At 71.2% G+C, this 26,059-nt stretch carries 22 protein-coding genes; 9 read left to right on the top strand and 13 right to left on the bottom strand.

All coding sequences use genetic code 11. The annotated features are described in order from the left end of the window. Window positions 1-22: 22 nt before the first annotated feature. Genes ACIA1L_RS26045 through ACIA1L_RS26030 form a run of 4 tightly spaced genes read left to right on the top strand, consistent with a single transcriptional unit; the run spans window position 23 to window position 7,698 of the window. Complete coding sequence (locus tag ACIA1L_RS26045; protein WP_396075539.1) at window positions 23-976, top strand: enediyne biosynthesis protein UnbU; 954 nt, start codon at window positions 23-25, stop codon at window positions 974-976. 10 nt (window positions 977-986) lie between these two features. Next, window positions 987-6,623, top strand: a complete 5,637-nt coding sequence (locus tag ACIA1L_RS26040) for an SDR family NAD(P)-dependent oxidoreductase (RefSeq protein ID WP_396075538.1) — start codon at window positions 987-989, stop codon at window positions 6,621-6,623. Further along, window positions 6,620-7,057, top strand: a complete 438-nt coding sequence (locus ACIA1L_RS26035) for an acyl-CoA thioesterase (RefSeq protein WP_396075537.1) — start codon at window positions 6,620-6,622, stop codon at window positions 7,055-7,057. The genes ACIA1L_RS26040 and ACIA1L_RS26035 overlap by 4 nt, the downstream gene beginning before the upstream one ends. Continuing rightward, window positions 7,054-7,698: an NADPH-dependent F420 reductase gene (locus ACIA1L_RS26030; protein WP_396075536.1), complete on the top strand. Its 645-nt coding sequence runs from the start codon at window positions 7,054-7,056 to the stop codon at window positions 7,696-7,698. The genes ACIA1L_RS26035 and ACIA1L_RS26030 overlap by 4 nt, the downstream gene beginning before the upstream one ends. Here ACIA1L_RS26030 and ACIA1L_RS26025 read toward each other — a convergent pair whose 3' ends face one another. Both ACIA1L_RS26025 and ACIA1L_RS26020 read right to left on the bottom strand, forming a co-directional pair. Further along, window positions 7,699-9,564 carry a BTAD domain-containing putative transcriptional regulator gene (locus ACIA1L_RS26025; RefSeq protein WP_396075535.1) on the bottom strand — a complete coding sequence of 622 codons (1,866 nt, stop codon included), beginning with the start codon at window positions 9,562-9,564 and terminating at the stop codon, window positions 7,699-7,701. A 137-nt stretch (window positions 9,565-9,701) separates the two neighbouring features. After that, a complete protein-coding gene (locus ACIA1L_RS26020) occupies window positions 9,702-10,487 on the bottom strand; it encodes a helix-turn-helix domain-containing protein (protein ID WP_396075534.1) in 786 nt (261 codons plus the stop codon). 186 nt (window positions 10,488-10,673) lie between these two features. Here ACIA1L_RS26020 and ACIA1L_RS26015 point away from each other — a divergent pair, with 186 nt between their 5' ends. Together ACIA1L_RS26015 and ACIA1L_RS26010 are read left to right on the top strand one after the other, a co-directional pair. Beyond that, window positions 10,674-11,972, top strand: coding sequence for an ABC1 kinase family protein (locus ACIA1L_RS26015; RefSeq protein WP_396075533.1), 1,299 nt, complete (start codon window positions 10,674-10,676; stop codon window positions 11,970-11,972). Continuing rightward, window positions 11,969-12,784 carry a helix-turn-helix domain-containing protein gene (locus ACIA1L_RS26010; RefSeq protein WP_396075532.1) on the top strand — a complete coding sequence of 272 codons (816 nt, stop codon included), beginning with the start codon at window positions 11,969-11,971 and terminating at the stop codon, window positions 12,782-12,784. Before ACIA1L_RS26015 ends, ACIA1L_RS26010 begins: the two co-directional genes overlap by 4 nt. Window positions 12,785-12,801: 17 nt before the next feature. Here the strand turns inward: ACIA1L_RS26010 and ACIA1L_RS26005 are convergent, their stop codons facing one another. Genes ACIA1L_RS26005 through ACIA1L_RS25965 form a run of 9 tightly spaced genes read right to left on the bottom strand, consistent with a single transcriptional unit; the run spans window position 12,802 to window position 23,167 of the window. Next, entirely contained in the window at window positions 12,802-13,494 is a 693-nt protein-coding gene (locus ACIA1L_RS26005; RefSeq protein WP_396075531.1) for a PIG-L deacetylase family protein, read from the bottom strand. Further along, on the bottom strand, window positions 13,487-15,124 hold the full coding sequence (locus ACIA1L_RS26000; protein ID WP_396075530.1) for a CoA transferase: 1,638 nt from the start codon (window positions 15,122-15,124) through the stop codon (window positions 13,487-13,489). Before ACIA1L_RS26000 ends, ACIA1L_RS26005 begins: the two co-directional genes overlap by 8 nt. A gap of 6 nt (window positions 15,125-15,130) precedes the next feature. Beyond that, the gene (locus tag ACIA1L_RS25995; RefSeq protein WP_396075529.1) at window positions 15,131-16,672 is read right to left on the bottom strand and encodes a class I adenylate-forming enzyme family protein; all 1,542 of its coding nucleotides are present in this window, start codon (window positions 16,670-16,672) and stop codon (window positions 15,131-15,133) included. 26 nt (window positions 16,673-16,698) lie between these two features. Beyond that, window positions 16,699-18,150, bottom strand: a complete 1,452-nt coding sequence (locus ACIA1L_RS25990; protein ID WP_396075528.1) for an FAD-binding oxidoreductase — start codon at window positions 18,148-18,150, stop codon at window positions 16,699-16,701. Between the two features lie 3 nt (window positions 18,151-18,153). Further along, complete coding sequence (locus ACIA1L_RS25985) at window positions 18,154-19,131, bottom strand: VOC family protein (RefSeq protein WP_396075527.1); 978 nt, start codon at window positions 19,129-19,131, stop codon at window positions 18,154-18,156. A 16-nt stretch (window positions 19,132-19,147) separates the two neighbouring features. Further along, window positions 19,148-19,954: a VOC family protein gene (locus ACIA1L_RS25980; protein ID WP_396075526.1), complete on the bottom strand. Its 807-nt coding sequence runs from the start codon at window positions 19,952-19,954 to the stop codon at window positions 19,148-19,150. Continuing rightward, window positions 19,951-21,120, bottom strand: a complete 1,170-nt coding sequence (locus tag ACIA1L_RS25975; protein WP_396075525.1) for an NAD(P)/FAD-dependent oxidoreductase — start codon at window positions 21,118-21,120, stop codon at window positions 19,951-19,953. Before ACIA1L_RS25975 ends, ACIA1L_RS25980 begins: the two co-directional genes overlap by 4 nt. An 11-nt stretch (window positions 21,121-21,131) precedes the next feature. Beyond that, complete coding sequence (locus tag ACIA1L_RS25970; RefSeq protein WP_396075524.1) at window positions 21,132-22,139, bottom strand: hypothetical protein; 1,008 nt, start codon at window positions 22,137-22,139, stop codon at window positions 21,132-21,134. Between the two features lie 59 nt (window positions 22,140-22,198). Beyond that, on the bottom strand, window positions 22,199-23,167 hold the full coding sequence (locus ACIA1L_RS25965) for a VOC family protein (RefSeq protein ID WP_396075523.1): 969 nt from the start codon (window positions 23,165-23,167) through the stop codon (window positions 22,199-22,201). 151 nt (window positions 23,168-23,318) lie between these two features. Here ACIA1L_RS25965 and ACIA1L_RS25960 point away from each other — a divergent pair, with 151 nt between their 5' ends. Together ACIA1L_RS25960 and ACIA1L_RS25955 are read left to right on the top strand one after the other, a co-directional pair. Beyond that, the gene (locus ACIA1L_RS25960; RefSeq protein ID WP_396075522.1) at window positions 23,319-23,663 is read left to right on the top strand and encodes an MmcQ/YjbR family DNA-binding protein; all 345 of its coding nucleotides are present in this window, start codon (window positions 23,319-23,321) and stop codon (window positions 23,661-23,663) included. A 97-nt stretch (window positions 23,664-23,760) separates the two neighbouring features. Beyond that, window positions 23,761-24,186, top strand: coding sequence for a hypothetical protein (locus ACIA1L_RS25955; RefSeq protein WP_396075521.1), 426 nt, complete (start codon window positions 23,761-23,763; stop codon window positions 24,184-24,186). Here the strand turns inward: ACIA1L_RS25955 and ACIA1L_RS25950 are convergent. Both ACIA1L_RS25950 and ACIA1L_RS25945 read right to left on the bottom strand, forming a co-directional pair. After that, entirely contained in the window at window positions 24,175-24,360 is a 186-nt protein-coding gene (locus tag ACIA1L_RS25950; protein WP_396075520.1) for a hypothetical protein, read from the bottom strand. The genes ACIA1L_RS25955 and ACIA1L_RS25950 overlap by 12 nt on opposite strands. A 3-nt stretch (window positions 24,361-24,363) precedes the next feature. Then, complete coding sequence (locus tag ACIA1L_RS25945; protein WP_396075519.1) at window positions 24,364-24,939, bottom strand: hypothetical protein; 576 nt, start codon at window positions 24,937-24,939, stop codon at window positions 24,364-24,366. 168 nt (window positions 24,940-25,107) lie between these two features. On the opposite strand from ACIA1L_RS25945, the gene ACIA1L_RS25940 reads away from it, so the two are divergent. Beyond that, window positions 25,108-25,872 carry a hypothetical protein gene (locus tag ACIA1L_RS25940; RefSeq protein WP_396075518.1) on the top strand — a complete coding sequence of 255 codons (765 nt, stop codon included), beginning with the start codon at window positions 25,108-25,110 and terminating at the stop codon, window positions 25,870-25,872. The last annotated feature ends 187 nt before the right edge of the window (window positions 25,873-26,059 follow it).

The raw sequence follows: 26,059 nt of genomic DNA, 5'->3' as shown, positions 1-26,059 counted from the left end.
GCCGCCGCAGGAGGACTTTGCGATGACTTTGAATCCCCCGCCCGCCCGCTCCGCCAAGGGGCTGACCGCGCTCCGCCGGTTCGCCATCTCCATCACCGTGTTCACCATCCTCGGGCACGCCTTCCTGGGCTTCGAGCAGGCCTACCTGACGCCGATCGTGGCGATGGTGGTCGCCTACGGCCTGAGCTTGGCATTCGAATCCCTCGACGCCTGGGCACAGGACCGGCCACCCCGTTACCGGGGCGGCATGGTCAACGTGATCAACTTCCTGCTGCCCGCGCACATCGCCGCCCTGGCCTGCGCAATGCTGCTGTACGGCAACCAGCGGCTGATGCCCACCGTGTTCGCCGTGACGCTCGCCATCGCCAGCAAGTACCTGGTGCGGATCCGGGTCGACGGCGTCATGAAGCACTTCCTCAATCCCAGCAACTTCGGGATCAGCCTCACGCTGGTGCTGTTCAGCTGGGTCGCCATCGCGCCGCCGTACCAGTTCACCGAGAACGTCGGGTCGGTCATCGACTGGGCGCTGCCCGCCGGCATCCTGATGGCCGGGACCATGATCAACGCCAAGTTGACGAACCGGATGCCGCTGATCCTCGGCTGGGTCGGCGGGTTCGCGCTCCAGGCGGTCCTCCGCTGGGCGCTCGGCCCGGACTCGCTGCCCTCCGGCCTGCTGGTGATGACCGGCGTCGCGTTCATCCTGTTCACCAACTACATGATCACCGACCCGCAGACCACCCCGTCGCGCCCCCGCGACCAGGTCCTCTTCGGCGGCGCCACGGCCGGCGTCTACGGCCTGCTGGTCGTCGGGCACATCACCTTCGGCCTGTTCTACGCGCTGACCATCGTCTGCGCCGGCCGCTTCCTGTTCACCCTCGTCCGCGAGCTTCGGCGTCGCCGCAACGAACAGCCCGCAATCCCGCAGCCGCCCGTCGTCGCAGCCCCGGCGCCGGAGACGGCCCGCGTTGCCGGCTAGGAGGACCAGCATGGCCGAAAAGATCGCCGTCGTCGGGATGGCGTGCCGCTACCCGGAGGCCGACTCGCCGCACCGGTTGTGGCAGAACGTCATGTCGCGGCGGCGGTCCTTCCGCCGGCTGCCCCCGCAACGGCTGCCGCTGGCCGAGTACGGCGGCGACACCCCCGACCAGACGTACGTGACCCGGGCCGGGCTGATCAGCGACTGGACGTTCGACCGGCGGCGCTTCGGAGTGGCCGGACCCACCTTCCGAGCGGTCGACACGACGCACTGGCTCGCCCTCGACGTGGCCGCGGCGGCGCTCGCCGACGCCGGCTTCCCCGACGGCGACGGGCTGGACCGCGGCCGCACGGGCGTGGTGCTGGGCAACTCGCTGACCGGCGAGTTCAGCCGCGCCGCCTCGCTGCGCACCCGGTGGCCGTACGTCCGGAAGTCGGTGCTCGCCGCGCTGACAGACTCGGCGGTGCCGACCGACGAGCAGGCCGGACTGGTCGCGGCGATCGAGCGCGCCTACAAGGCGCCCTTCCCGGAACCGTCCGACGAGACGCTGTCCGGGGCCCTGGCGAACACCATCGCCGGCCGGGTGTGCAACCACTTCGACCTGCACGGCTTCGGCTACACCGTGGACGGTGCCTGCGCGTCGTCGCTGCTGGCCGTGTCGACCGCCGTCACGGCACTGACCGACGGCCGCCTCGATGTGGCGCTGGCCGGCGGTGTCGACCTCAGCCTCGACCCGTTCGAGCTGGTGGGTTTCGCCCGGGTGGGCGCCCTCGCGCAGGGCGAGATGCGGGTGTACGACCGGCGCCCGACCGGCTTCCTGCCCGGCGAAGGCTGCGGCGTGCTGGTGCTGTGCCGGGACTCGTGGGCGCGGGAGCGGGGGCTGCGTACGTACGGTCAGCTGCTGGGTTTCGGGATGTCGTCGGACGGCAGCGGCGGGCTGACCCGGCCGGAGTCAGCCGGGCAGGGTCTGGCCCTGCGCCGCGCCTACGAGCACGCCCGGGTGGATCCGGCGACCGTCCGCCTGGTCGAGGGGCACGGCACCGGCACCGCCGTCGGCGACCAGGCTGAGCTGGAGGCGCTGCGGCACCTACGCCGAGGCGCCGACAGTCCCGCAGCGCTGGGCAGCGTCAAGGCGAACATCGGGCACACCAAGGCGGCGGCCGGGGTCGCCGGGCTGATCAAAGCGATCTGGGCGGTGCACCAGGGTGTGTTGCCGCCGACGACCGGCTGCGCGGAACCACACCCGTTGCTGGCCGAGCCCGGCGCGGAGCTGGAGGTTCTCGACGAGGCCCGGCCGTGGCCGGTCGGCCGCCGGTATGCCGCGGTCAGCGCCATGGGTTTCGGCGGCATCAACGTGCACGGGGTCGTCGGCGGCATCGCGCCCGCCCGGCGCCGCCGGCTCAGCCCAGCCGACCAGCGGTTGTCCGCTCCGAACCCGAGTCACGAGGTCGTCGTCTGCGCGGCATCCGACCGGGCGGCGCTGGCCGCGAAGCTCGACCGGCTCGGCGCAGTGAGCGCCACGCTGACCCGAGGCGAGCTCGGCGACCTGGCCGCGGAACTGGCACAGTCTCCGGTGGACTCGCCGTGGCGGTTCGCCGCCGCAGTCACCGACCCGGACGAGCTGACCACCGCCGTCCGCATCGCCCAGGAGCACCTGGCCGGCGGAGACACCGCCCTTGTCGATCCGGCCCGTCGCGTCTTCGTGGGTGGCCCGCACCCGCTCCGCATCGCGCTGCTGTTCCCCGGGCAGGCGGCGCCCTGCTACGCCGGGCCGGGAGCACTCGGCCGACTGCTGGGCACGCTGCCCGCCGGGTACGCCGACCGGCTGCCGCTGGGCGAGGATCCGTACGCCACGGTGGGCACCGAGGTAGCCCAGCCGGCCATCGTCCGCGGCATCCTGGCCGGGCTGCGCTGGCTCGCCGCGCTCGGCGCCGACGCGGACGAGGCGGTCGGCCACAGCCTCGGCGAGCTCGGCGCCCTGGTGTGGGCCGGCGCGTTGCGCGGAGCGGACGCCTACGCGCTGGCGGCCGTGCGGGGCGCTGCCATGGCCGAGGCGGACCCCGTGCCGGGTGCGATGGCAAGTTTGCACACCGATCCGGGCACCGCTGCTGGCTTGCTGCACGGCACCGACGTCGTCATCGCCGCTGACAACGGCGCGCAGCGGACGGTGGTTTCCGGCAGTCGCACCGAGGTGGGCCTGGTCATCGACGCGGCAGCGCGGACCGGCGTCGGCGCGACCTGGCTGCCGGTCGCACACGCCTTCCACTCCCCCGCCATGGAAGCGGCGGCGCCACGGCTGAAAGCTGCCGCGGCCGCCGTCACCTGGTTGCCACCGCGCCGGGCGGTGGCGTCCACCGTCACCGGCGACTGGCTGTCCAACGAGGACCTCGTCGAGTTGCTGGTCCGGCAGCTGACCGCGCCAGTCCGGTTCGCGGAGGCCGTCCAGCGGCTGACCGCCGACCTGTTCGTCGAGGTGGGACCGGGTCGGATGATGGCCGGGCTGGCTGCACAGGCGACCGTCTCGCTGGACGCGGGTTCACCCACTGCCGAGGGCGCCGCGACGGTCACCGCCGCACTGTTCGCCGCCGGGCGCTGCACCACGCTCGCGCCCTGGTTCGCCGGCCGGTTCACCCGGCCGTACGACCTGGACCGGGACCGGGTGCTGCTGACCAACCCGTGCGAGGCGATTCCCGGCCCGACCGTTCCCTTCGTGCCGGCGGCCCCCGCGGTGGTCCCGCCGGCCGAAGTGGAGGTCACGGGCGGCGACCCGCTGGCGGTCGCCCTGGCCTGTGTCGCGGAGGTGCTCGAACTCGACGCCGAGTCCCTGGCACCGGATGCCCGGCTACTCGCCGAACTGCACCTCAGCTCGCTGCGGGTGGGTCAGATCGCCGCGGCGGTCGCGGCACGGCTGGGCCGCGCGCTGCCCGCAGCCCCGCTCACACTCAGCAACGCCACGATCCGCGAGCTTGCCGAGACGGTCGGCGAGCTGCCCGCTGCCGGCTCAGGGGAAGCTCCCCCCGCGGGAGTCACCAGCTGGGTACGCGCATTCGTCCCCGTCCTCACCCCAGCCGCCACACCGACGACGGCCACGGTGGACCGTTCCTTCACGGTGTTCGGTGACCTGGCCGAACACCCGCTGGCCGCCGAGATCCGTGCGGCGTTCGGCAGGTCCGCGGGCGGCGACCCGGCCTACCTGCTCGCAGTGCCGCCCTGGCCCGCCCCGGCGCCGCCCGCGGACATCGTGGCGGCATTGCAGGCGGCGTACCAGGACCGGGTGCCGCTGGTGATCCTGCACCACGAAGGCGTCGGGGCCGCGGTGGGCCGAAGCCTGTTCGCGGAGCTCCCCCAGGTGCCGGTGCTGGTGGTCGAGACCTCCGCGGACGCTGCCGGCATCGCCCGGGCTGCCGCCGAGGCCCGCCGCGAGTTGGCCCCGTATACGGAAGTGATCTTCACCGCCGGTGAGCGGCACACCCCGGAGATGGTGCCGATGCCGCTCGCCGCCGTCGACGCCGGCAAGGTGGGGCTGCGCGCGGGCGAGGTCTGCGTGGTGACCGGCGGCGCCAAAGGGATCGGCGCCGAATGCACGATCGCCCTCGCCGGGCTGACCGGGGCCCGGATGGTGCTGCTCGGCCGAGCGCCAGCGACCGACCCGGCCGTCCAGTCCACCCTGTCTCGCCTGCCCAACGCCCACTACTACGCCGTGGACATCACCGACGCGGCCGTCGTCGCCACCACCCTGGCGCAGGTACGCCGGCGGCACGGGCCGATCCGGGCACTGATCCACGCCGCCGGGCAGAACCAGCCGACGCCCATTCCCGAGCTCGACGTCACGGCCCTGGCCACGGCGGCGGCGGGCAAGAACGTCGGGTTCGACCGGGTCCTCGCCGCGCTCGACGTCGCTGAGCTGCGATTCGCGGTCACGTTCGGCTCGGTCATCGCCCGCACCGGACTGGCCGGCGAGGCGCACTACGCGGTGGCGAACGAGTGGTTGGCTCGCCGCTGCACCGAGCTGGCGGCAGCACATCCCCAGGTCAGGTGGCTGAACATCGAGTGGTCGGCGTGGTCGGGCGCGGGCATGGGTGTACGCCTCGGCGTGCTGGACGCCCTGATCCGGCGCGGCCTCGACCCGATCGCGGTGGACGCCGGGGTCGCCACGCTGCTGCGCCTGCTGTCCACCCCCGAGCTGCCGCCGACCGTGCTGGTCGCCGGACGGCTGCCGGCCGGGCCGGTGCTGCGCTGGCAGGGCGCCGACGAGCCGATGACCGGGCGCTTCCCGGAAACGCCGCTGGTGCACACCCCGCGCACCGAGCTGGTCGCCGCCGTCGACGTCTCCACCGGCACCGATCCCTACCTCACCGACCACCGCATCGACGGTACGGCCGTGCTGCCCGCGGTCATGGGCCTGGAAGCGATGGCCCAGTGCGCCGCGGTGCTGACCGGCGGCACCGAGACCGTCGAATTCACCGACGTCCGGCTCACCCATCCGGTGACCGTGCCGGACCGGGACCGACGCGCGCTGCGGATAGCCGCGCTGGCCGGGGACGATGGCACCGATGTCGTGCTGCGCAGCGCCGAAACCGGCTTCGCCACCGACCATTTCACTGCCCGGATCAGTGGTCCCGCGTCCACCCCGGACCCGGCAACCGACCTGCTGGCCGGGGTCGAGCTGAGCGCCGCGCACCTCTACGGACCGCTGTTCTTCCACGGACCCCGGTTCCGTCGAGTGCGGGGCTATCGGGTGCTGGGGGCGTACGGATGCGTGGCGGTCGTGGACGCCGACCCGGACGGCCCGTGGTTCTCCGCCTACCTGGACCAGCGGCTGCGGCTGGGCGATGCGGCCGCGCGCGACGCCTTCCTGCATCTGCTGCAGGCCTGCGTGCCGGACCGGCTGGTGCTGCCGGTCGGGGTGGACCGCATCCGGCTGCACCGGCCCCTAGCCGGACGGCTCGTCGTCTCCGCCCGCCAGCGCGCTCAGGACGCGGAAGGTTTCGTCTTCGACCTGACCGTGACCGGCCCGGACGGCGCCGTCGTGGAGGACTGGACCGGCCTGCGGCTGCGGACCGTCCGGGACACCGGCCTGCAACGCTGGCCCCTCGAACTCGTCGGCGCCCACCTCACACGGACGTTGGCTCGGCTCGCGCAGCCACCGCCGGTGCGGCTAGCCACTGCCTACGCCGACCGCAGCGTTCCGTCGCACACCGAGGCCGTGGCGAGCTGGCTGGCCGGCACCCCGGTCACGCACGCCACCGACGGCCGGCTGGTGACCGCGGGTCGGGACGCTGCCGGAGGGGTATCGGCGAGTCATCTTGACGAGGTGCTGCTGGTCGCTGCCGGGCCGGGCCGGGTCGCGGTCGACTGGGAGCGGGTCGGCTCGGCGACGCCGCCGCTGAGCACCACGGACCAGGCCGCCGCGGCCGAGGCCGCCCGGGTGGGCCGGGCGAGCAGCGCCGCGGCGGCCGTCCAGATCTGGACCTGCCGAGAGGCGCTGAGCAAGCTCGGCGAGCCGCCGAACGCGCCGCTGTCCGTCACCGGCGTCCGGGACGGCTGGCTGATCGCCACCGCGGGAGACGTCACGCTGCACAGCATCGTCCTGGACAGCACCTCAGGGCCGGTGGCGGTCAGCGTGGGAACCGGAGAACGCGGATGAGCGGCCACTACATCCACCGGCATGTCGTCACCTTCGACGAAACCAATCTGGTGGGAAACGTCTACTTCGCGCATTACGTACGCTGGCAGGGCCACTGCCGCGAAGGTTTCCTGCTCGACCGGGCGCCCGGCGTCGTGGCCCTGCTGTCCGGCGAGTTGGCGCTGGTCACCGTCGACTGTGCCGTCGAGTACTACGCGGAGGGCTACGCCGGGGACCGGCTCGAAATCCGGATGGGGCTGGACCGGATAACCGGCAACCGGGCGACCATGACGTTCGACTACGTCCGCTGCACCGACGACCGGGAGGAACTGCTGGCCCGCGGCCGCCAGACCGTGGCGTGCATGCGGCGGGCGGCGCACGGCATGGAACCGGTGCCGATTCCGGACGAGCTGCGGGCGGCGTTGGCGCCCTACGACCCGGCCGGTGTGTCGTGACCGTCGGGATCATCGGCGCAGGCCGGATGGGCACGGCGTTGGCCCACGCGCTCGCCGCCGCAGCCATCCCCACCGCCCTGTGCACCGCACGTCATGGCCGAGGACCACGCAGCGTGCCACCCGAGTCCACGCCTGCCACGCTGGACTTCGTGCTGCGGCACACCGGGCCGGTGTTGCTCGCCTTGCCGTACCCGGTGGCGGCCGGGCTGATGTCCGGACCGGCCGGCCGGTGCGGCGGCGGGCGGACCCTGATCGACGCCACGAATCCGGGTTTCTGCCGGGACCGGGTGGTGCCGCCCGGCCTGTCCGGCGGCGAGTTGATCGCCGCCGCGGCGTCCGGCTGGCGCACCGTCAAGGCGTTCAACACGGTCGCTGCCGAACACCTGGCCGCGACCCGGATCGACGGGGGTGCGGTGACTTTGCCGGTGGCCGGGCCGCCGGACGCCAAGCCCGCGGTCTTCGACCTGGCCCGCCGGCTCGGTTTCGACCCGCTGGACGCCGGCGGCATCGAGGGCAGCCGGGAGTTGGAGGCCCTCGCCGTGCTGATGGCCCGGGTCAGCGCCGCGCACGGTCTGCACGGTCGGATCGGCATCCGGATCGCCGAGCCGGACCGCGCCCCGACCGCCCAGGTGGCGAGCTGATCAGATCGTGACGGCGGGGGCCTCCGCATACCGGCGCTCCGACCCCAGATCGGCGGCCAACCGGTGCACCAGACGCAGTTTGCCGTACAACGGGCCGGCCAGGTCGTGCCGGACGAAGAGGAGCGATTTCTCGCACAGCGCCATCAGCATCGAGCGACCGTCCACCGGCCCGTACGGCGACGCCGCCCACACCGCCTCGGCCTGGGCGGCACGGAAGGAGAGCGGCAACCCGCCCAGCCGCAGGAAGCACCAGCGTTCCTGCGGGTTGAGGCAGTGCAGGCTGCGCAGCAATGCAGCCTGCAACGACCGATGGTGTGCCGGTTGCCCGCGCCGCGGCGGTTTCAGTTCCCGCAGTGGATCCTCAAGCCGCTGCACCACCTCATCCAGCGTCTCGGTAGCCAGGCACTCGGCCGCCAGCTCCACCGCGAGCGGCAGATGATCGAGCTGGGCGCACAGCTCGGCGACCGTCCGCAGGTCGTCCGCGCCGAGCCGCAGCCCCGGGCTGACCTGAGCGGCCCGCCGGGTGAACACCTGCACGGCCGGCGGCTCCGCACCCCAGTCCAGTTCATCGGCGCTGGACACCGCCAACGGCTGCAACCGCCACACCGTCTCGTACGGCACCCCCAGCGGCTCCCGTGAGGTGATCACCACCGACACGTTCGGGCAGGAGCGGACGACGTCATCGACCACCTCGGCGCAGGCATCGAGCACATGCTCGACGTCATCGAGGACGATCAGCAGCTGTTGCTCGCCGACCGCCCGGGCCGGCGCAGTGCCCGGCTCGGCGCCGAGCAACATGCTGAGCTGCCGGTCCAAGCCCGCCAACGCGGTGATCTCCGCGCAATCCAGCACCGCGACGCCGCCCAGCAGGTTGTCCCGCAAACCGGCGGCTGCGCGCAGGGCCAGGGTGGACTTGCCGCAGCCGGGCGGGCCCGTGATCGTCAACAGCCGCTGCTCGGCCAGCAGCGACAGCACGGCGTCCAGGTCCCGGTCGCGATAGATCAGCGGGCCGAGTCCCGGGCCGCGGCCGTACCAGGGCGGGCGGGTCTGTTCGGTGGTCGCGCCGGAGACGACGATGCGGCCCGGCCCCGAATGGTCGCCGGCCAGCACCGCGCGGTACGCATCGGACAGCTGCGAACCCGGCCCCACCCCGAGCTCCGCCTTGAGCATCACCCGGATGTCGTCGAAGTGGCGGACCGCGGCGGCCCGGCGCCCGGTCTGCTCCAGCGTGACGATGTAGAGCGCCTGAGCGACCTCGTTCATCGGCTCACTGATCGCCAGCCGGCGCGCGGCGGGCAGCACCGCCGCCGCCTGCTTGAGGTCGAGCCCGGTGCGGACGTAGTCCAATGCCGCCTCGGACCACCGCCGGCGCAGCAGATCCAACGCCTCCGCAGAGTTCAGGAGGGCGGACAGTTCGGCCAGCTCAGGATCGCGCCACAACCGCATCGCCTCACCGAACAATTCGAATGCCCGAGACGGCTCGTCAGCGCACAGGAATTGTTTCGCCTGCCGGTAGAGCAGCTCAAATCGCGTGATGTCCACCAGCTCCCGGCCGGTGATGAGCCGGTAGCCGCCGGGTCCGGAACTGATGATGTTGGTACGCGCCCGGGGCGGCAGATCCGGTTCCAGCAGGCGGCGCAGCCGAGCGACGTACGTGTGCACCAACTGCCGGGCACTGACCGGCTGAGCTGCGCCCCAGACCAGGGTGAGCAGGCAGTCGATGGAGACGGGGTGGCCGACGTGCAGGGCCAGCGCCGCCAGCACCGCCCGCTGTTTCGCCGGCCCGAGATCGATCGGTACGGGGCCTCGGTGCACCTGCATCGAGCCCAATGCGGAAATACGCAGGATCGCTCTGGAGTCGGACATCGACTACTCCCCCGTCGAGGTCGTCACCGGCGGCGGCCATGGTGCACCGGCCCGTCGGTCCGCATAGGAAAGTGTGCCCTTAAGATATCGATTGATTCGAGTGGCCGATCATCCAAATCGCGGTGAGCCGCCACCGATCAGCCGGCTGGCCGGGTCAACGACAGCAGGGCCGTGATCGGTGGATCGGCCGGCTCCGGCCAGCGCATCCGCACCCCCGGTGGCGGTGGATGGCCGGGCGGCGAGGGCCCGACGCGGCCCAGGCGCAAACTGCCGGGCACCTCGTCGATCAGCGCGTCGACCACCCGTTCGCCGGGCGGGATCACCAGGCAGAACGTGGCGTACGCAGCGGCGGAAACGGGTGCCACCCCGGGCACCCGGGAGGACCCGGTGGCCGCCGTCCAATGTCCGCGGTGAATCCGCAGACTGCCGGACGGCACCAGACAGATGCAGACCAGCGAACCCGGTTCCGGTGCCCGGGCCAGCGTGACCGCCGCGCCTCGGTGAGTCCCGGACAGCCGGGACCACCGGGCCGCCTCGGCCGCGCGCACGTCGCCGAGCGCACGGGCCTGCCCCCGGAACCGCGCGGGTGGAGTGCCGGTGAGCTGCGCGAACTGGGCGGCGAAGGTGCCCGGGCTGGTATACCCCACCTGCGCGGCGACCTGACGAATCGGCAGGCTGGAATGCAGCAGCAGACGGCGGGCCTCGGCCATCCGCAGGGCCGCCAGAAATCGGGCCGGGGTCACCGCGGTGAGCTCCCGAAATATCTCGTGGAAGTGAAAGGGGCTGAAGGCGGCCGCCTCGGCCAGGGTGGACAGCGGCTGCGGGTGAGCGAGCCGGTGCCGCATCACGTCGATTGCCCGAGTCACCGCTTCCAGGTGCGCGGTGTGCGTACCGTTGCGTCCGGTCTCCGTCGCCGTGGCCACGATCCCCCTTCGCAATGCTGCTGGGATCTCGAGTCTGCCCCGCACACCTTGACGGATTCTGGACGCCGCCGACCAACGGCTCTTCGAGCTTGGGATATGCGCCGCGCTGGCTTGTTCCGCCCCAGGGCGGCCCGTTGAATCGGCCACAGATTCACGTGTCTTCCCTGCCGCCCGCCGGAGGCCCGCATGGCGCCCACCGTCCCCTGGCCGCTCCTGGTGGTTCGTCTGAGCACGTGGCTGCTGGCCGGTGCCGGCCTGCTGGTCACGGGCTCGCGCTGGGCCGTGAGCCGAGCGTTGCGCCGCCCGCCGAAGGGCCAGCCCGGTCAGCGGGTCGTGCCGGTCCTGGTCCGGCTCGGACCGACCTTCGTCAAAGGCGGTCAGCTGCTCAGCACCCGGGCTGACCTGCTGCCCCCGGCCTACTGCGCCGCACTGGCCCAGCTCACCGACCGGATGGCCGCGATGTCCGACGACGACCTGCGGCGGGCGCTCGCGACGGCGTACCCGCAGGGGCGGCCGTGGCCGTTCCGCGAATTCGACCACGCACCGGTGGCGAGCGGCAGCATCGCCGGGGTGTACCGCGCGCGGCTCCACGACGGCAAACAGGTCGCGGTCAAGGTGCGACGGCCCCGCCTGGACCGCCAGATGGCGGCCGACTTTCGGCTGCTCGGCCTGTTCGCCAAGGTCGGCGAGCGGCTGCCCGGGCTCAAGGGACTGCCCGCCCAGCGGATGATGGACTCGGTCGGGCCGGCGGTGCTCAACCAGCTCGACCTGGCCCGCGAGGCGGTCATGCTGGAACGGCTGCGCGCCAACCTCGGCGATACCGTACGCATCCCGGCGACCGTCACAGAAGCGGCGGGTGAAGGCGTCCTGGTGATGGAGTTCCTCGACGGGCTGGAACGCTTCGGCCCGGGCGCCTTCACCCGCGAGCAGCGCACCGCGATCGTGCGGCGCATCCTGCGCGCGGTCTACCACATGCTGTTCATCGACGGCCTGGTGCACGTCGACATGCACCCCGGCAACCTCTACCTGCGACCTGACGGCGAAGTGGTGCTGCTCGACGCGGGCTTCGTGGTCGAGCTGACGCCCGCCGTGCGCAAGCTCTTCGCCCAGTTCTTCGTCAACATGGCCCTGGGCCGGGCCGACGAATGCTCCCAGATCGTGCTGCGCAGCGCCAGCGCCCTGCCCGCCGACGCCGACCTGGCCGGATTCTCCCGCGAGCTGGGGGCTTTGGTCCGGGAGAACCACGGCAAGCGGATCGGTCAGTTCCGGCTCGGACCGTTCGCCGCCCGGCTGTTCGACATTCAGCGCCGGTACCGCATCTCGGCCGACCCGGAGTTCGTGTTTCCCCTGCTCTCCCTGCTGGTCCTGGAAGGAATGATCAACGACTTCGACGTGCAGGTCGACTTCCAGGCCGAATCGATCCCCACCCTGTTCGAAGCATTGCGGATAGAGCTGCCGCCGGAGAAGGAGAGGTCAGGAACATGACGTCGACCACGGGACGGCCGGTCACCGAACGCACCGCGGACCTGTGGAGCGAGGCCGTGCTGCGGTCGATCGGCACCATGCGCGAACACCTCGGCGAGGACCTGCCGCTGCGCACCCTGGCCCAGGCGGCCTGGCTCAGCCCGTTCCACTTCCACCGGGTCTTTCACCGGCTCACCGACTCCACTCCGGCACGGTTCCTTGCGGCGTGGCGGATCGCCGAGGCGAAACGGCTGCTGGCCTACAAGGATGACAGCGTCACGGACGTCTGCATGCAGGTCGGGTACGCCAGCCTGGGCACGTTCACGTCGCAGTTCACCCGGGTGGTCGGCGTGTCGCCGGGGCGGTTCCGGCGGCTCGTGCAGGCGTACGCCGACGTGCCCTTCCAGGACATCCTCGAACGGCTCGGCGCCGCGCTCCCCGCGGCGCATTACCCCACCGTGACGGTGTCAGTCAGCGGCGGGCCGGACGGTGGCGCCCTGGCCGCGGTCGGGCTCTTCGCGGGCGCGATTCCGCAGCACCGGCCGGAGGGCTGCGCAGTGTCGGCGGTGCCGGGCACTGCGGGAATCGTCCTCGCGTCGGACGCGGTGGTGCAGCCGATGGCGATGTGCTTCGACACGTCGGTGACCGTCCGGGAAGCGGTCGCCGACACCGACCTGGACGGCTGCTATGTCGCCGCCGCGCCGAGCCCGGTCCGGGTGCCCGGGGGTGGCACCGCACCGGTGGCCGTGGACCTGCCACTGCGCCGCCGTCGCCCCACCGACCCGCCGATCCTGCTGGCCCTGCCGCTGCTGATGGTCGCCGCCGAGCTGTAGGGTCCGCCAGTCGTGCCTCAGCCGAGCTCGATCCGCTTGTAGTGCTCGGCGAACTCGTACCCCGGTGTGCGCCCGGCCTGCCGCATCCAGCCGAACACCCATGCGGGCGGCTCGCCGCCGGTCTGACTGCGGTGTTCCCGCAGGGCGTCGCTCTTCTGCTTCACCCACGGGGTCGCGTCGACAAAATGGTTGGGCCGTTCGTAGCCGGGAACCCACACCTCGCGCACCTTGTGCGGCGCGAGGCCGTCCCGGGCCAGTTCCGGAAAGGCCCGCGCGTTGCTCACGTCCGGGTACAGCGCGGCCAGGGTGGCCTCGCCGACCGCGACGTGGTCCGGGTGCGAAGCCTCGATCGGAATGTCCAACACCCGGCGGGGGTAGTGGGTGAGCACCAGTGCGGGCCGGTCCCGGCGCAGCTGGGCGGTAATCTCCCGGCGTAGCGCAAGGGTCGGCTCCAGACTGCCGTCCGGCAGCCCGAGGAACCGGATCGCGTGCACACCCAGCACGGCTGCCGCGGCCCGCTGCTCGGCCATCCGCACCGAGGCGATCCCCAGTGGCCCGTCGCCCGGCTCGCCCTGCGCGCCGTCGCTGCACACCAGGTAGCGCACGTCCGCGCCGCCGTCGACCAGGGCCGAGATGGTAGCCCCGAAATGAAATTCCGCGTCGTCCGGATGGGCTGTCACGACCAGGACGCGAGTGCCCGGCTCAAGCATCGAACCTCCACGGTACGCCGGGAATCCAGCAGGCGCCGCCGGCCCGCTCCAGCAGGCCGGTAAGCGCCGGGTCAGCGGGCAACCCGGTGAGATCCGGGGGTACGACCACGGCCGGCACGGACAGCGTCTCGGCCCACTCCGCGGCGGGCGCCTGCCCCAGCCGGGCGCGGACCTCCACGTCGCTAGCCGTCTCCGGCAGCCCGCAGTCCTTCCGCAACCGCTGGGCGGCCTGCGGGTCCTCGGGACTCACCACGAGGAACCCGGCAGTCGTGTCGATGGGCCCGTCGAGCGGCCCCCAAGGCTGGGTGGCGGCCGTTGCCAGCGTCGCGGCGGCCCGGATCAGCGAACTGCCGACCGCGCAGCCCTGCCCGGTCCGTTCCCGGTGCAGCAATCCGGCCAGCACGGCCTCGGCGGCCAGCAAACCGCCGGCGACATCGACCAGGGTGAGCCGGCTCGGCAACGGTGGGGCGCCGGGCGGGTGCAACAAGGACCCCGTTCCCGCGTACGCCTGCACGACGAAGTCCCCGGCGATGGGGCAGGGCGGGTCATCGATCCCGCCCCAGCCGGACGCGAAGGCGTGGACCACCGCGGGGTTGGCTCGCGCCACCGAGTCCGGGTCAAGCCCCAGCTCCTCGGCGCGACCCGGCCGCCAGTTGTGCAGGAACACGTCCGCTCCCGCGGCGAGGTCCCGCAGCTCAGCCCGGCCCGCGGCGGACTTGTAGTCGATCTCGACGAGGTCTTTGCCGTCGTTGTAGGCCAGGTAGGCCGCGCCGAACTCGCCGGCCAACGGCGGACTGTGCCGGCCGAAGTCGCCGCCGGGCGGCTCGACTTTGGTCACGTGGGCGCCGAGCTGGTGGAGAAGTCGGCCGGCGAGCGGACCTTGCAGCCGGGAGGTCACCTCGACGACCCGCAGGCCGCGCAAGGGAGCATCAGGGGTCTCCGCAGTCGACCGGCGAGCGGGCACCGCGTCGTGCGGCTGAAGCGTCCACAGTGCAACGCCGTCCGCCGAAGTCAACCGGACCGGGACGACCGCGACCCCGCACGTGGCAGCGAAGGCCTGGATCTCGGCGAGGCTGTGTCGGGCGAAGGCGGCCGGCAGCTCCGGCGGCACCCGGCACTCGCCGGCCAGGTAGCGGTAGACGAACGGCAGCCAGGCGGCGCCGACCACCCGCGCCCCGTCCAGGCCGAGCTGCCGCCAGAAGGCCGCCCAGTCGTCGCCGGACAGCACCTCGAGCTCCACCCACACGCCGTCGCCGGTCCGCAACGGCGTGCCGGGCACGCCGCCCGGCCGGAACGGAAACGAGCCGCCACCGGTGGCGATCGCCAGCTGATGGCGGACGAACTGCAGCGCTCCGGCCAGACCGGGCACCGTGACGCGCTCGATGGGCATACCGCGGAGCCGGCCGATCTGCGCGGCCAGCGCGCCCTGGGTAGCCAGGATGCCGGTGGCGACCGAGGCGACCTCCAGGCCGAGCCGGCGCGGCGCACCGCCGTCGCGACCGTGCACGGTCATCAGCCCGGTACGCCCTTGCGCGATTCCCTCCCCGGTCGGCGGGTCGATGCGGACCTCGACGTCTGCGGCGACGCCGGCGCGGTCGAGGTGGTCAGCGACGAGTGCGAGGGGATCCACCCGCGCTCACCGCCGAGCCAGGCGCTGGGTCGGTGCCGTCGCGGCCGCTTCTCGAAGCCGCGGCAGGTCGACCTTGCCGATGGCCGTCCGTGGGATCTCGTCCACCAGGCACAACTCCTCGGGCAGCTTGAACGGGGCCAGCCGGTCACTCAGTTCGGCGCGCAGCGCGACCAGCTCCGGCTGCCGCCCGGCCGCGGCCTGGACACAGGCGCACACGATCTCCCCCACCACCGGATCCGTACGCCCGAACACCGCCGCATCGGCCACATCGGCGCAGCGCAGCAGCGCCCGCTCCACCTCGACCGGGTCCACTTTGAGTCCGCCACGGTCGATCCGGTGGGCCAGCCGCCCGTGGATGTAGAGGCGGCCCTGCTCGTCCAGCCGACCCAGGTCGCCGGAGTAGTACCAGGGGTCGGCCGGTGGTGTCTCGCCGTAGTAGCGCACCGGAAAGGTGGCCCGGGAAAAGGCGACCTCCCCGACCTCCCCGACCGGCAACGTCTCCCGCTCTGGGGTGACGATCCGCACTGAACCGGGGTCGGGCCGACCGACCGAGCCGCGCAGCACGTCCTCGACGTCTTTGGTGGCGACGCCGATGCCTTCGCTGGAGCCGTACATGACCATCAGGTCGACGGACAGCCGCTCCCAGATGGCGTTGACCAGCTCGGGTGGGAACGAACCGGCGGTGCCGACACTGAACCGCAGTGTGCCGATGTCGTGCATGGCTGGGTCGAGGCGGTCCAGCAGCAGGGAGAAGTGTGCCGGCGCGCCGTTGAGCACGGTCACGCCGTGTTCACCGCAGGCTTGCAGCGCGGCCTCCGGCGAGAACCGGTCGAGCAGCACCAGCGAGCCGCCCGACAGCAGTGCGGCCATCGCCATCATCATGCCGAAGCCGTGCGACAGCGGGAGCTGGGCCAGGTGCACGTCGTCCGGCCGGAACTCCAGCCAGCCGGCGAGGCCACGCCAGCGTCCGGCCAGGTTGCCGTGGAAACCGACGGTGGTTTTCGGGGTGCCGGTCGTCCCGGAGCTGACGAACACGACGGCCGGGTCCGCCGGCGCCGGGCCCGGCCCGGTCGCCGGCTCGCCCAGGTCGTCGATCGTCCAGCGGACGAACTCCGCCGGGGCCAGGTGGGGCGTCACGACGACGTACTGCAGGTCGGGATGCCGGCGGCGCAGCGCGGACGGCGTCGCGTACGGATTCATCCGACCGTCACCGGGCTCGTAGATCAGCAGGCGGGCCCCGGTCTTCGTCACCACCGCGTCGAGCTCCGGCACGGTGAACTTGTGATCCGTAGCGACGTGCACCGCGCCGCAGTTCCATGCCGCGAGCATCGCGATCAGGTGTTCGCAGCGGTTGCCGACCGAACAGGCCACCCGGTCGCCGGGCACGACGCCGAGGCGCTGATAGATAGCGGTCAGCCGCCCGGCTGCCTCCACCAGTCCGGCGTGGGTGATCCGGTGCCGGGGGCAGAGCAGCGCCGGCCGATCCGGCCAGCGCTGCGCCGTCGCGATCAGGGCGGCGGACAACGTCGGTGCTGGTTCGGCGCTCATGGCCGCTCCCGGAGGTCGTGGACGCATCACCTGTCAGCCTCGCCGGTCACCACCAGGGGTGTCTTCTCGGCGCTTGCGGTTGTCTCGGTCACGCCCGGTGGGATGTTCTGGTTCAAGTGGAAGACGTTCCCCGGGTCGACGTCGGCCTTCACCGAGCGCAGCCGCGCCCAGCTCGTCTCCTCGTACGCCGACCTGGTCCGCTCCGGGCCTTCGTCGCCCAACTCGTTGACGTAGACCCCGGTGGTGGAAGGCAGGAGGCCACGCCACAGCCCATTCACCCAGTCCCGGTGCGCCGGCGCTTCGGCGGGACTGCGCCACACCGCGTCGACGGAGATGCTGAACTGGGCGCTGCGATGGCCGACCGCGGTGTCGCCCAGGCCGACCCGCGCGACCGCCCCACCCAGCGGAGAAATCATGATGATGCAGTGCGGGGACGGCACCGCGCCCGCGCCTTTCTCCAGCACCGTGACGGCCTGGTCGTCCAGTGCGGGCAGGTAGCCGGCGCGGCCGTACACAAAAGAACCGAACCGGCCGGCCATGTCGTAGAGGCGTTGCAGTGAGAGGTACCGCATCCGACCGATGCGGCGCAGCAGCGGCGGACCGAGGTCGCCCAGGGCTGCCAGGTCCCGCTCGGCTTCCGTGTCGGTGCCGGTGTGACACACGGCGATCGCGACGGCCGAGCGCCCGTGCAGCTCCGCAGGGACGAACGGCGCCGGCGGCAGCCTCAGCAGGTTGCACTGCGCGGAAACGACGTCCGGGGCATCCCGCAGAAAGTCGCGATACCACCGCAGGACCCGCCCCGCTTCGGCCTCGGGATAGAAGGCGGCACCGCCGGTCACCATCGGGCCGACCGGGTGCAGCCGGAACTCCAGCGCGGTCGCGACCCCGAAGTTGCCGCCACCTCCGCGCAGCGCCCAGAAAAGCTCCGCATCGGTGCTCGGGTCCACCCGCGACCGGCGGCCATCCGCGGTGACCAGGTCCACCGCGCGCAGGTTGTCGGCGGACAGGCCGTAGCGGCGCATCAGCCAGCCGAAACCGCCGCCCAGGGTCAGCCCGGCCACGCCGGTGGTGGAGATCCGCCCGCCGGTGGTGGCGAGGCCGTGCTCCTGCGCTGCGGCGTCGAAATCGCCCCACAGCACGCCCGGCTGCACCACCGCGGTCCGCCGGTCCGGGTCGATCCGAATATCACGCAGGCCCGACAGGTCCAGGGTCAGACCGCCGTCGCTGATCGCGCATCCGGTGACGTTGTGGCCGGTGCTGCGCACCGACAGTTCGATGCCGTTGCGTACGGCGTACCGCACCGCCGCACTGACGTCGTCGGCATCGGCGCACTGGGCGATCAGCAACGGTCGCCGGTCGATGGCGCCGTTCCACACCCGGCGCGCCGAGTCGTACCCCTCATCACCGGGGCGCAGCAGCGGGCCGCGCACCAGGCGTCCCAGATCCCGGTACGCGGCCGCGCCGCCGGTGCCCGGCACGGCTCAGTACGTCCGCGAGATGATCGTCCGCAGCTTCTCGCCGCTCGGTGTGCGCAGTGCTTCCTCGGATGGCTCGTACAGGAAGAACACGTGCCCGGACGGGTCGGTGTAGCGCTGCGTCGCGCCGATCTCCGAGTGGACGATGTGCTCCGGTGAGGAGACGCCACGCTCGGCCAGTTCCTTGACCGCGACCTCGATGTTCGGGGCGTGGAACACGACCGCCTTGCCACCCATTTCGAGCGGGTTCACCGTGCGCGGCGGGCACGGGTGGTCGATGATCTCGTGATCGTCGCGCACCGTCTCCAGCGAGTGGGTGGTGAGGATGATGCCGCCGGTGTCGTACTTGATCACGCCTTCCTCGTCGGCGGTGGAGGCCCGGCTGCACGGCCCGCCCTCCAGGTCCTTGATGGCGAGCCCGTCGGCGTAGATGCTCACCGCTTCCTCGGCGTCGCGGATGAACAGGAACAGGTAGATCAGCGGCTTGCCGTCCAGGCTGAACTCCGGCCCGCCGTGCGGCCCGACCAGTCCGGGCTTGCCCTCCGCCTCGTACAGCTTGCGGACGGCCTGGATCCGGTCGCCACTGGGCCAGGTCAGCGACTCCTCCGACGTCTCGTACAGGGTGAACCAGTGCCCGTCCGGGTCGTAGAAGTCGCTGATGCCGCCGATCTCGTAGTTGTGGGTTTCGGTGAACTCCACGCCACGCTCCTCCAACGCGGCGCGAGCAGCGTCCAGGTCCTCGACGAGGAAGACGATGTCAGTGGAGTGGTCCGGCTCGTTCGGCAAGGTGATGTCGAAGTCCGAGGCGCGGTTCAGCGCCAGGATGACCTCGCCCGTGTCGTACTTGACGGATCGGTCGTCTTCCTCGAGCACGCGCAGGCGCAGCTTCTGCTCGAAGAAGTCCCGCGACACGGCCAGGTCGGCGACGTACAGGAACAGGTAGACGACGCGGCGCTCGGCCAGCGTGGCGACATCGGTCGGCATCAGAAGCTCCCTAGGGTCAGCTGCGGGTGGGGGCACGGTGCGTCATGAGTTGCATGACCTTGTCGGCGCTACCCCAGGTGAGGCTCTCCGCCGACGGTTGGTAAAGGCAGAAGACGTTGCCGGACGGGTCGCGGAAGCGGGCCGTGCCGCCGATGTCACTGAACCCGGCGCCCTGCGAGAACGTGAGGCCCCGCCCGGCCAGCTCCCGTTCGGCGACCTCCACGTCACCGGTGTAGAACACCATCAGGAAGGCGTTGTAGCGCAGCGGCCGGCCGTCCGGACCGACGGCGGCTTGGTAGATGGTCAGGTCGATCGATCCGGTGTGGAAGCGCACCTCGTCGCCGGAATCGTCGCCGGCGAGCCGCAAGCCGAGCACGTCACGGTAGAACGGCACCGCCGCCGCCAGATCCGGTACGGCCACCCGCAGCTCGCTGATCTCGGCCTGCAGACCGGGGCCGGCCGGCTGCTCGGTGGTGAACCGGTAATGGTGGCCGTCCACGTCGGTGAAGTCGGCGCCGGTCCGCACGCCGTATTCCGTCAACGCCTCCAGCCGGTCCGGCTCGGCAACGCGGCAGACGAGAGTGACTCCGTCTGCGTCCGGGCGCTGGAACTTGCGCTCGGCGAACAGGTTGACGGCCAGGATGGTGCCGCCGGCGTCGTACTTCACCAAGCCGTGGTGCTCATGTGGCGGATGGAACTGGTTCTCGATGACCTCGAAGCCGAACACCTCCTCGTAGAGCCGGCGGTGCCGGGGCAGCGAGGAGACGTCCAGGAAGACGAACATCAAAGATGCACCGGACAGGCCTTCGGTCGCGTAACTCATCGTGGTCCTCCCTGGTCGCCGGGCAGTGCCCGGGCGGGGTCGAAGGCGGGTTCCGGCCCGGCCCGGCACCCGGCGTCCATGGCCTCGGCGAGGCCGCGCGCGGCGGCGAGGCCGGGCGGCAGGCCGTGCCCGCCGAAACCGGCGATCACCCACTGCCGCTGCGTCCACGGCACCGCGCCGACCAACGGTCTCCCGTCGACGCTCTGATCCATGACACCGGCCCACCGGTGCTGCACCCGGAAGCGGGGAAAGCCCGGGAACGTCGCGGGCAGGAAGCGTTCCAGGGCACTCTGCACGATCGAATCCACGTTCTCGTCCACGTCCTGGGCAACCGAGGCCGAGCGGAGACCACCGATGATGATCGCGCCGTCGTCCGTCTGCCGCCAGTAGACGCTGCCGAAGTCGGTGGCTAGGCCCGGCCCGAACATCGGCGGCAGGGGTTCGGTGACCAACATCTGCCCGCGGACCGGCCGGATGGCCTGGCTCAGCGTGGGACAGAACCGGGTGACTTCGGCTTGGCAGGCATAGACCACCTGACCGGCCCGGACCGTCCCACGCGTGGTCCGGACCCGCAGCTCGGCGTTGCGACCGGCCACCACGCGCAGCGCCCGGGTCCGCGGTGCGATCCGGGCGCCATGCCGTCGGGCCGCCCCGGCCAATCCCCGGACGAGTCGCACCGGGTGGATCACGTGGCCGTCCGGCAACCACCGACCGCCGGCGACCTGCTCGGCGATCGGCTGCTGGAGGACGGCCAGGCAACCCGCCCGGTCCAACGCGTGCAGCGGTGGGGCGGTGTCCGGACGCCGCGCCACCTCGGCGCGGTACTGCTGCTGAATCTCCGGTGTCGTAGCCAGAGCAAGGTGGCCGGTCCTGCGGTAGCCCGGATCGAAGCCCTCTTCGCTCAGCACCTTCCGGAGCACCGTGTCGTCCTCCATCGCGTGCAGTCCGGACAGATAGATCCCGGCGTTGCGGCCGCTCGCGCCCCAGCCCAAGCCGCGGGCTTCCAGCAGCAACACCGAGGCGCCCCGCCGAGCCAGCCAATAGGCGGTGGACACGCCCATCAGGCCGCCGCCGATCACCACGACGTCGGCCTCGGTCGGCAGCGCAGCCGGCGCCGGGAAGGATTCCGGGGACGGGGCCGCCAGCCAGGAGGTTGGCGGCCCCACGGAGCGATCGGTCACATCACGCCGTCAGTGGCACCCGCCACCACCGGCTCGACCTCGGCGCCGCCCATCCGGGACCGCCATTCCTCCATGACCTCGAAGATGTCGGCCGGCGGCGTGTTCAGCACGTCGGCGTAGATCTCGTCGTCCTTGGTCACGACGATGTCGAACGCGGTCAGCTCGCCCGGTGTCAGCGTGCCCACCCGGGCGCCGGTCTCCTCGTGGATCAGAGCCGTCGGGCCGGTCGGCGAGTGGAAGTGCGTCCCCACCGGCGGGTAGTGGTTGACCTGGGCGGGGCCGAAGATCAGCGGGTTGTCGGGGTCGGTCAGCAGTGGGCCGAGCGGGGTGTGGATCTTCCACGACACCCGCCAGATGGCGGTTGCCGGGAAGTCCGAGCCGTCCATGCTGTTGGACTTGACGATGCCGTCGTTGGGCCGGTTGAAGTTCTGCTCCACCCGGATCGGGCCGAGCGCGGCCTGGATGATCTCGCCGCCGTGCATGAGGATCTTCAGGTACATCTCGTTGTAGCCGTCACCGTCGAGGTCCATCCGCGGGCTGCGGTGCATCAGGACGATGCCGTTCTTCACGCTCATCTGGTAGTCCTTCACCACCCCGTCGATGGTGAGCAGGCAGGAGCAGACGCCCTTGAGCAGTTCGACGCCACCGATGGGCGGGAAGTTGTGGTTGAAGCCGCGTACGGCCTGGGTGAAGGCCTCCTTGGGGCCCTCGGTGGTGGTCAGCTCGGAGATCCGGCCGGCCATCGCGACATAGTCCGGGTCGGTCTGGGCGTTGACCCGGTCCTGAATGGACTTCCACCGGAAGACCTCGACGACCTTGACGTTCTCGTTGCCGTTGCGGGCGCCGCGCAGCACCTCGATCGGGTAGTCGCCGGCGAAGCCGTGCTCGCGCAGCATCGACCACTTGGCGCGGACCTGCTCGACCAGCTCGTCGACCTGGGACGGCGGGGCCTCGTACGTCTCCATCTGGACTAGGGATTCGTTGCGGTACACGTTGACGGGCATGACTGTTCCCTTCTGGCTGTGCAACGGGAGTTCCACGAAGTCGCAGTAATGAAATTGTTTCAGTGAACGCTGCCGGCGCCTTCTCTCGTTTTGCTCTGCTCGGCATTTCCTGGCGCCCGCTGCAGGAGGAAGAACGGGTGACCGAACGGGTCCTCGAAACGGGCCAGCGTGCCGGCCGGGTCGTCCTGCAATCCGCCCGGGAACGCCACACCACGCTCGGCGAGCTGCCGGGTCGTCTCGGCCACATCCCGCACCAGGAACACCGGCGCGATGCCCTGACCGTGTGCGGGGGTGAACTCGCGCGGCGAGTACGGCCGACCGAGATCGTCGAAGACCATGCTCTTCTCGTGCATGTGGTGGGTGGACAGCAGCACGTCCCCACCGTCGTACTTGCCGATCCCCTCGATCTCCTCGTCGCAGTCCTGGTTGCAGCAGTGCACGCGTTCCAGCAGATCCAGGCCGAGCTGGTCGCGATAGAAGCCAAGGGCGGACAGCTGGTCGTTCTCGAACATGAACAGGTAGACCAACGGATTGCCGGCCAGGCCGGTCTCCTCGGGCGGTCCCAGAGTCGGACCGGCGGCCGGCCCGATCACCTCCGCGCCGCCCCGGCCGTGCGCGCGCCACACCTCGCGCACTTTGGGCCCGCTGGGCCAGCCGAGCGCGGTCTGTGACGGCTCGTACAGCATCAGCCGATGGCCGCTCGGGTCGTAGAAGTCGGTCACCGAGCCGATCTCGTAGCTGCGGCGCCGCTCGAACTGGATGCCCCGGCCTTCCAACGCCACCCGGGTCGCGTCGATGTCCTCGGTGAGAAACACGACGTCCGAGGAGTCGTCGCGGCGGCCGAACAGCCGTACGCCGTGCTGACCCGCGGGACGCAGCCACAGGTCGACGCCGCCCGCGCTCAGCCGAGCCTCGTTCGGTTCGGCGCTCAGGTGGGGCAGGCCCAGCCGGTGGTGATAGAAGTCCGCGGATTCGGCGACGTTGGACGAATACATCACCAGCGAGACGAGGGGTGCTCCGGTCAGCATTGCGCTACCTCCATGCGGGGAGCCGTCCTGACCATGCTCTGCCCGGACCCGCGGTCACGCCTTCTCCGGTGTTGCTCTTTCGACCATGACCGCGCCACGCCGCGACCGGCGGTGGTTGCGACAGCGCCCGGTACGGCGTACGACTGGTGCCATGACCGGGGACGAGATGCTCGCGTACTGCCTGTCCAAGCCCGGGGCCTGGCAGGACGAGCCATGGGAAAACGACACGGTAGCCAAGGTGGGGCCGAAGGTCTTCGCCTTCCTCGGCGCCGAGATCACCTCCGTCGGCGTCAAGTGCGGCAAGAACCGCGACACCGCCGACGAGTGGATCAAACGCTACCCGGACGATGCCTCGCCGTCGTCCTACATCGGCCGGTACGGCTGGAACTCGCTGAACATCGGCGGCGCGATCCCCGACGACGAGTTGCGCGAGGCCGTCGACGCCTCGTACGACGCGATCGTGGCGGCTCTGCCCAAGAAGGACCGCCCGACGTAGGCGCCGCACGGTCGTCCGCCGGTGATTGCGCAATCTGGGAGTACCGATGCCGGTACCCCCCGTCGCATCATGGGGAAACGACCCGAAGGAGCAGCACGTGACGTCGCACCCCAGGATCATGCGCCTGCACGCCGCCCGTCCCGACCTGTCGGCGCTGCGCCGGTTCTTTGAGGAGTCACTGCTGCTTCCTGTGTCCGCACAGGACGCAACGTCGATCAGCTATGCCGCCCGCGACGCCGTCCTGGTGGTGGACTGGACGCTGGACCATGCCGCCGCGGCCGCCGACGACGATCCGCGCCGGGATGTGGTCCTGCTGGTCGACGAGCTCGACGCCGTCCGGGGTGCCCTGTCCGGCTGCGGCGTACGCTGCGACCCGTGCGCTACCGGCGCCACCTTCGCCGGCTCGGACGGGCCACGGTTCGTGCTGCTGGACATCTCCGACGAGTGCCTGATGTGGCCGAGCGTCGGCTGGCGGGCCGGCCCGTCCGCCGTGGTGCGCACCCCGCCCCGGTCAGCCCCGTAGGTCCTCGTCCTCCAACTGGCGCCGTCGCTCCTGCTCAGAGAGGCGCCAGCGGGCTTCCTCGCGGATCCGTGGCGGCCGCAGGAGCAGGGCGAGGACCACGAGGACGAGGACCGCGCTGATGGCGAGCAGCAGGGCGTTCGCCGTACTCCACTCGCCGTGCTGATGGGTGAGCACCGCTCAGCGGGCGCCGGCCGACGCGAGCGGCCGGTCCGCCCGGTCCGGCCGGCAACTGCATTCCATCCGGCTCGCCTCGGCCGCGCTCGGCCGCATGTGCAGGTAGACGGCGATCACCATCGGGATGAAGACGACGGTGTTGTAGAACAGGTGCAGTTCCACCCGGGGGAAGATCAGCTGTGCGAGGCTCGTCGGCACCGCCTGGCCGAAGAAGGGCTGGCCGAGCTGCGCCTGCACCAGCAGCAGGAAGTGCTCGACGTGGTGCCAGGCCTGGATCCAGAAGGCGATCATCCACCAGGTCCGCGCGGCGCCGGTGAACCCGTCGCGGAGCAGCCACAGCCCGGCGAGCATGACGATCGCGTAGCCGTAGTGCAGCCACTCTGAGGAGATCAGAGCGGGGAATGGTATGCCGAGGACACCGCGGGCCTCCGGACGCGGCCAGCCGAGGCCCCAGATCTGCACGGCCTGGGTGAGGTGCTCGGCCCAGTGCGCCAGGACGATCAGCATGAAAATGTTGAGCGCGGCGCGGTGATGCGTCTCGTTGAGGGTTCGGGGTGCGAGGAAGCCACCGTTCGCCATGGCAGGCCACTCCTTTGTCGCCGAGCGGAAATGCCCCGAACGTTATCGACGGAGCCGCTGGGCAACTTCTCGATTCTTGCTTTTCTCCATTCGCAAAGTTCAATATTGCCGACTTTTTCCGCCGCTACGATAGCGACGCTCATCGATCTTCATTGCAGGAGGATTTTCGTGAAACGTCGTATGCTACGCACCGGTCTGCAGGCTGCCCTGGCGCTGTGCGTCATGGCGGGCGGGGTCGGCGCGGGCGCGGCAGCCAGCGCCGCACCGCTCTCCCCCACCGAGACCGCGACGGCCAGTGCCGCCGCGTCGTCGACGCTCACCGAGACGCGGCTGTGGAACCTCGGCTGGGCCAACCAGCCCACCTGGCCGAGCGGCACCGTCCGGGTGCTCAAGCTCCAGTCCCGTGCCCCTGAGGACACTGACGGCCCCGAAGACACCGGGGAATATTTCCTCTACGACCCGAAGACCCGCTCGGTGGTCGACTTCATCTACCAGGGCGACATGATGATCCACAGCACTCCCGAGTGGACCATGATGGAGTTCCAGCCGCGGACCACCAGCACCCAGGTTCGCTTCGGTGACGTCAACGCACCCGAAACCGCCGCGGTGCAGGCTGCACACATCATTACCCGATACCGCGTGACGAACATCGCGCTCGGCACCCAGCCGTCCATCGGCGGCGGCACGGTGTCCGTCCTCAAGGTGGCCCAGGCTCCCCTCGTGCCGGCAGGTGGCTACTTCTACCGTTACAACCCGGCAACTCGCCAGCAGGAGGGCGGCTTCCTGGTCGGCGGCGACATGCTCTTCCAGACGGTGGACAGGTGGACCCAGGCCCAGTTCCAGCTCAGCGAGGGCACCACCGAGGTCCGCTACGTCGACCCCCGCCAGCCGCAATTCGTCTGGATCGTCGCCAAGGCCACCGTTCTCCCCTGACGTCGAGCACGGAGTCACCCGGCGGGCAGCGTACGCCGGCCGGGTGAGCCATAACTCCGACTTTCCAGACATCTACCCAGCTCGCAGCCGGTCTTGCGGAAGAATCGGACAACCGGTCGTGTCGACGCGCGTCGGTGAATCTATCGTCTCCGGAGAAGGGGTGTGCTGACCCGAGGAGCAAGGGGAA

Origin of the sequence: Actinoplanes sp. NPDC051859 (assembly GCF_044452725.1) — a bacterium.
In the GTDB taxonomy this organism is placed as follows: domain Bacteria; phylum Actinomycetota; class Actinomycetes; order Mycobacteriales; family Micromonosporaceae; genus Actinoplanes.
Note: the sequence above shows the minus strand (reverse complement) of the source record. Positions and strands in the feature narration are given on the sequence as shown.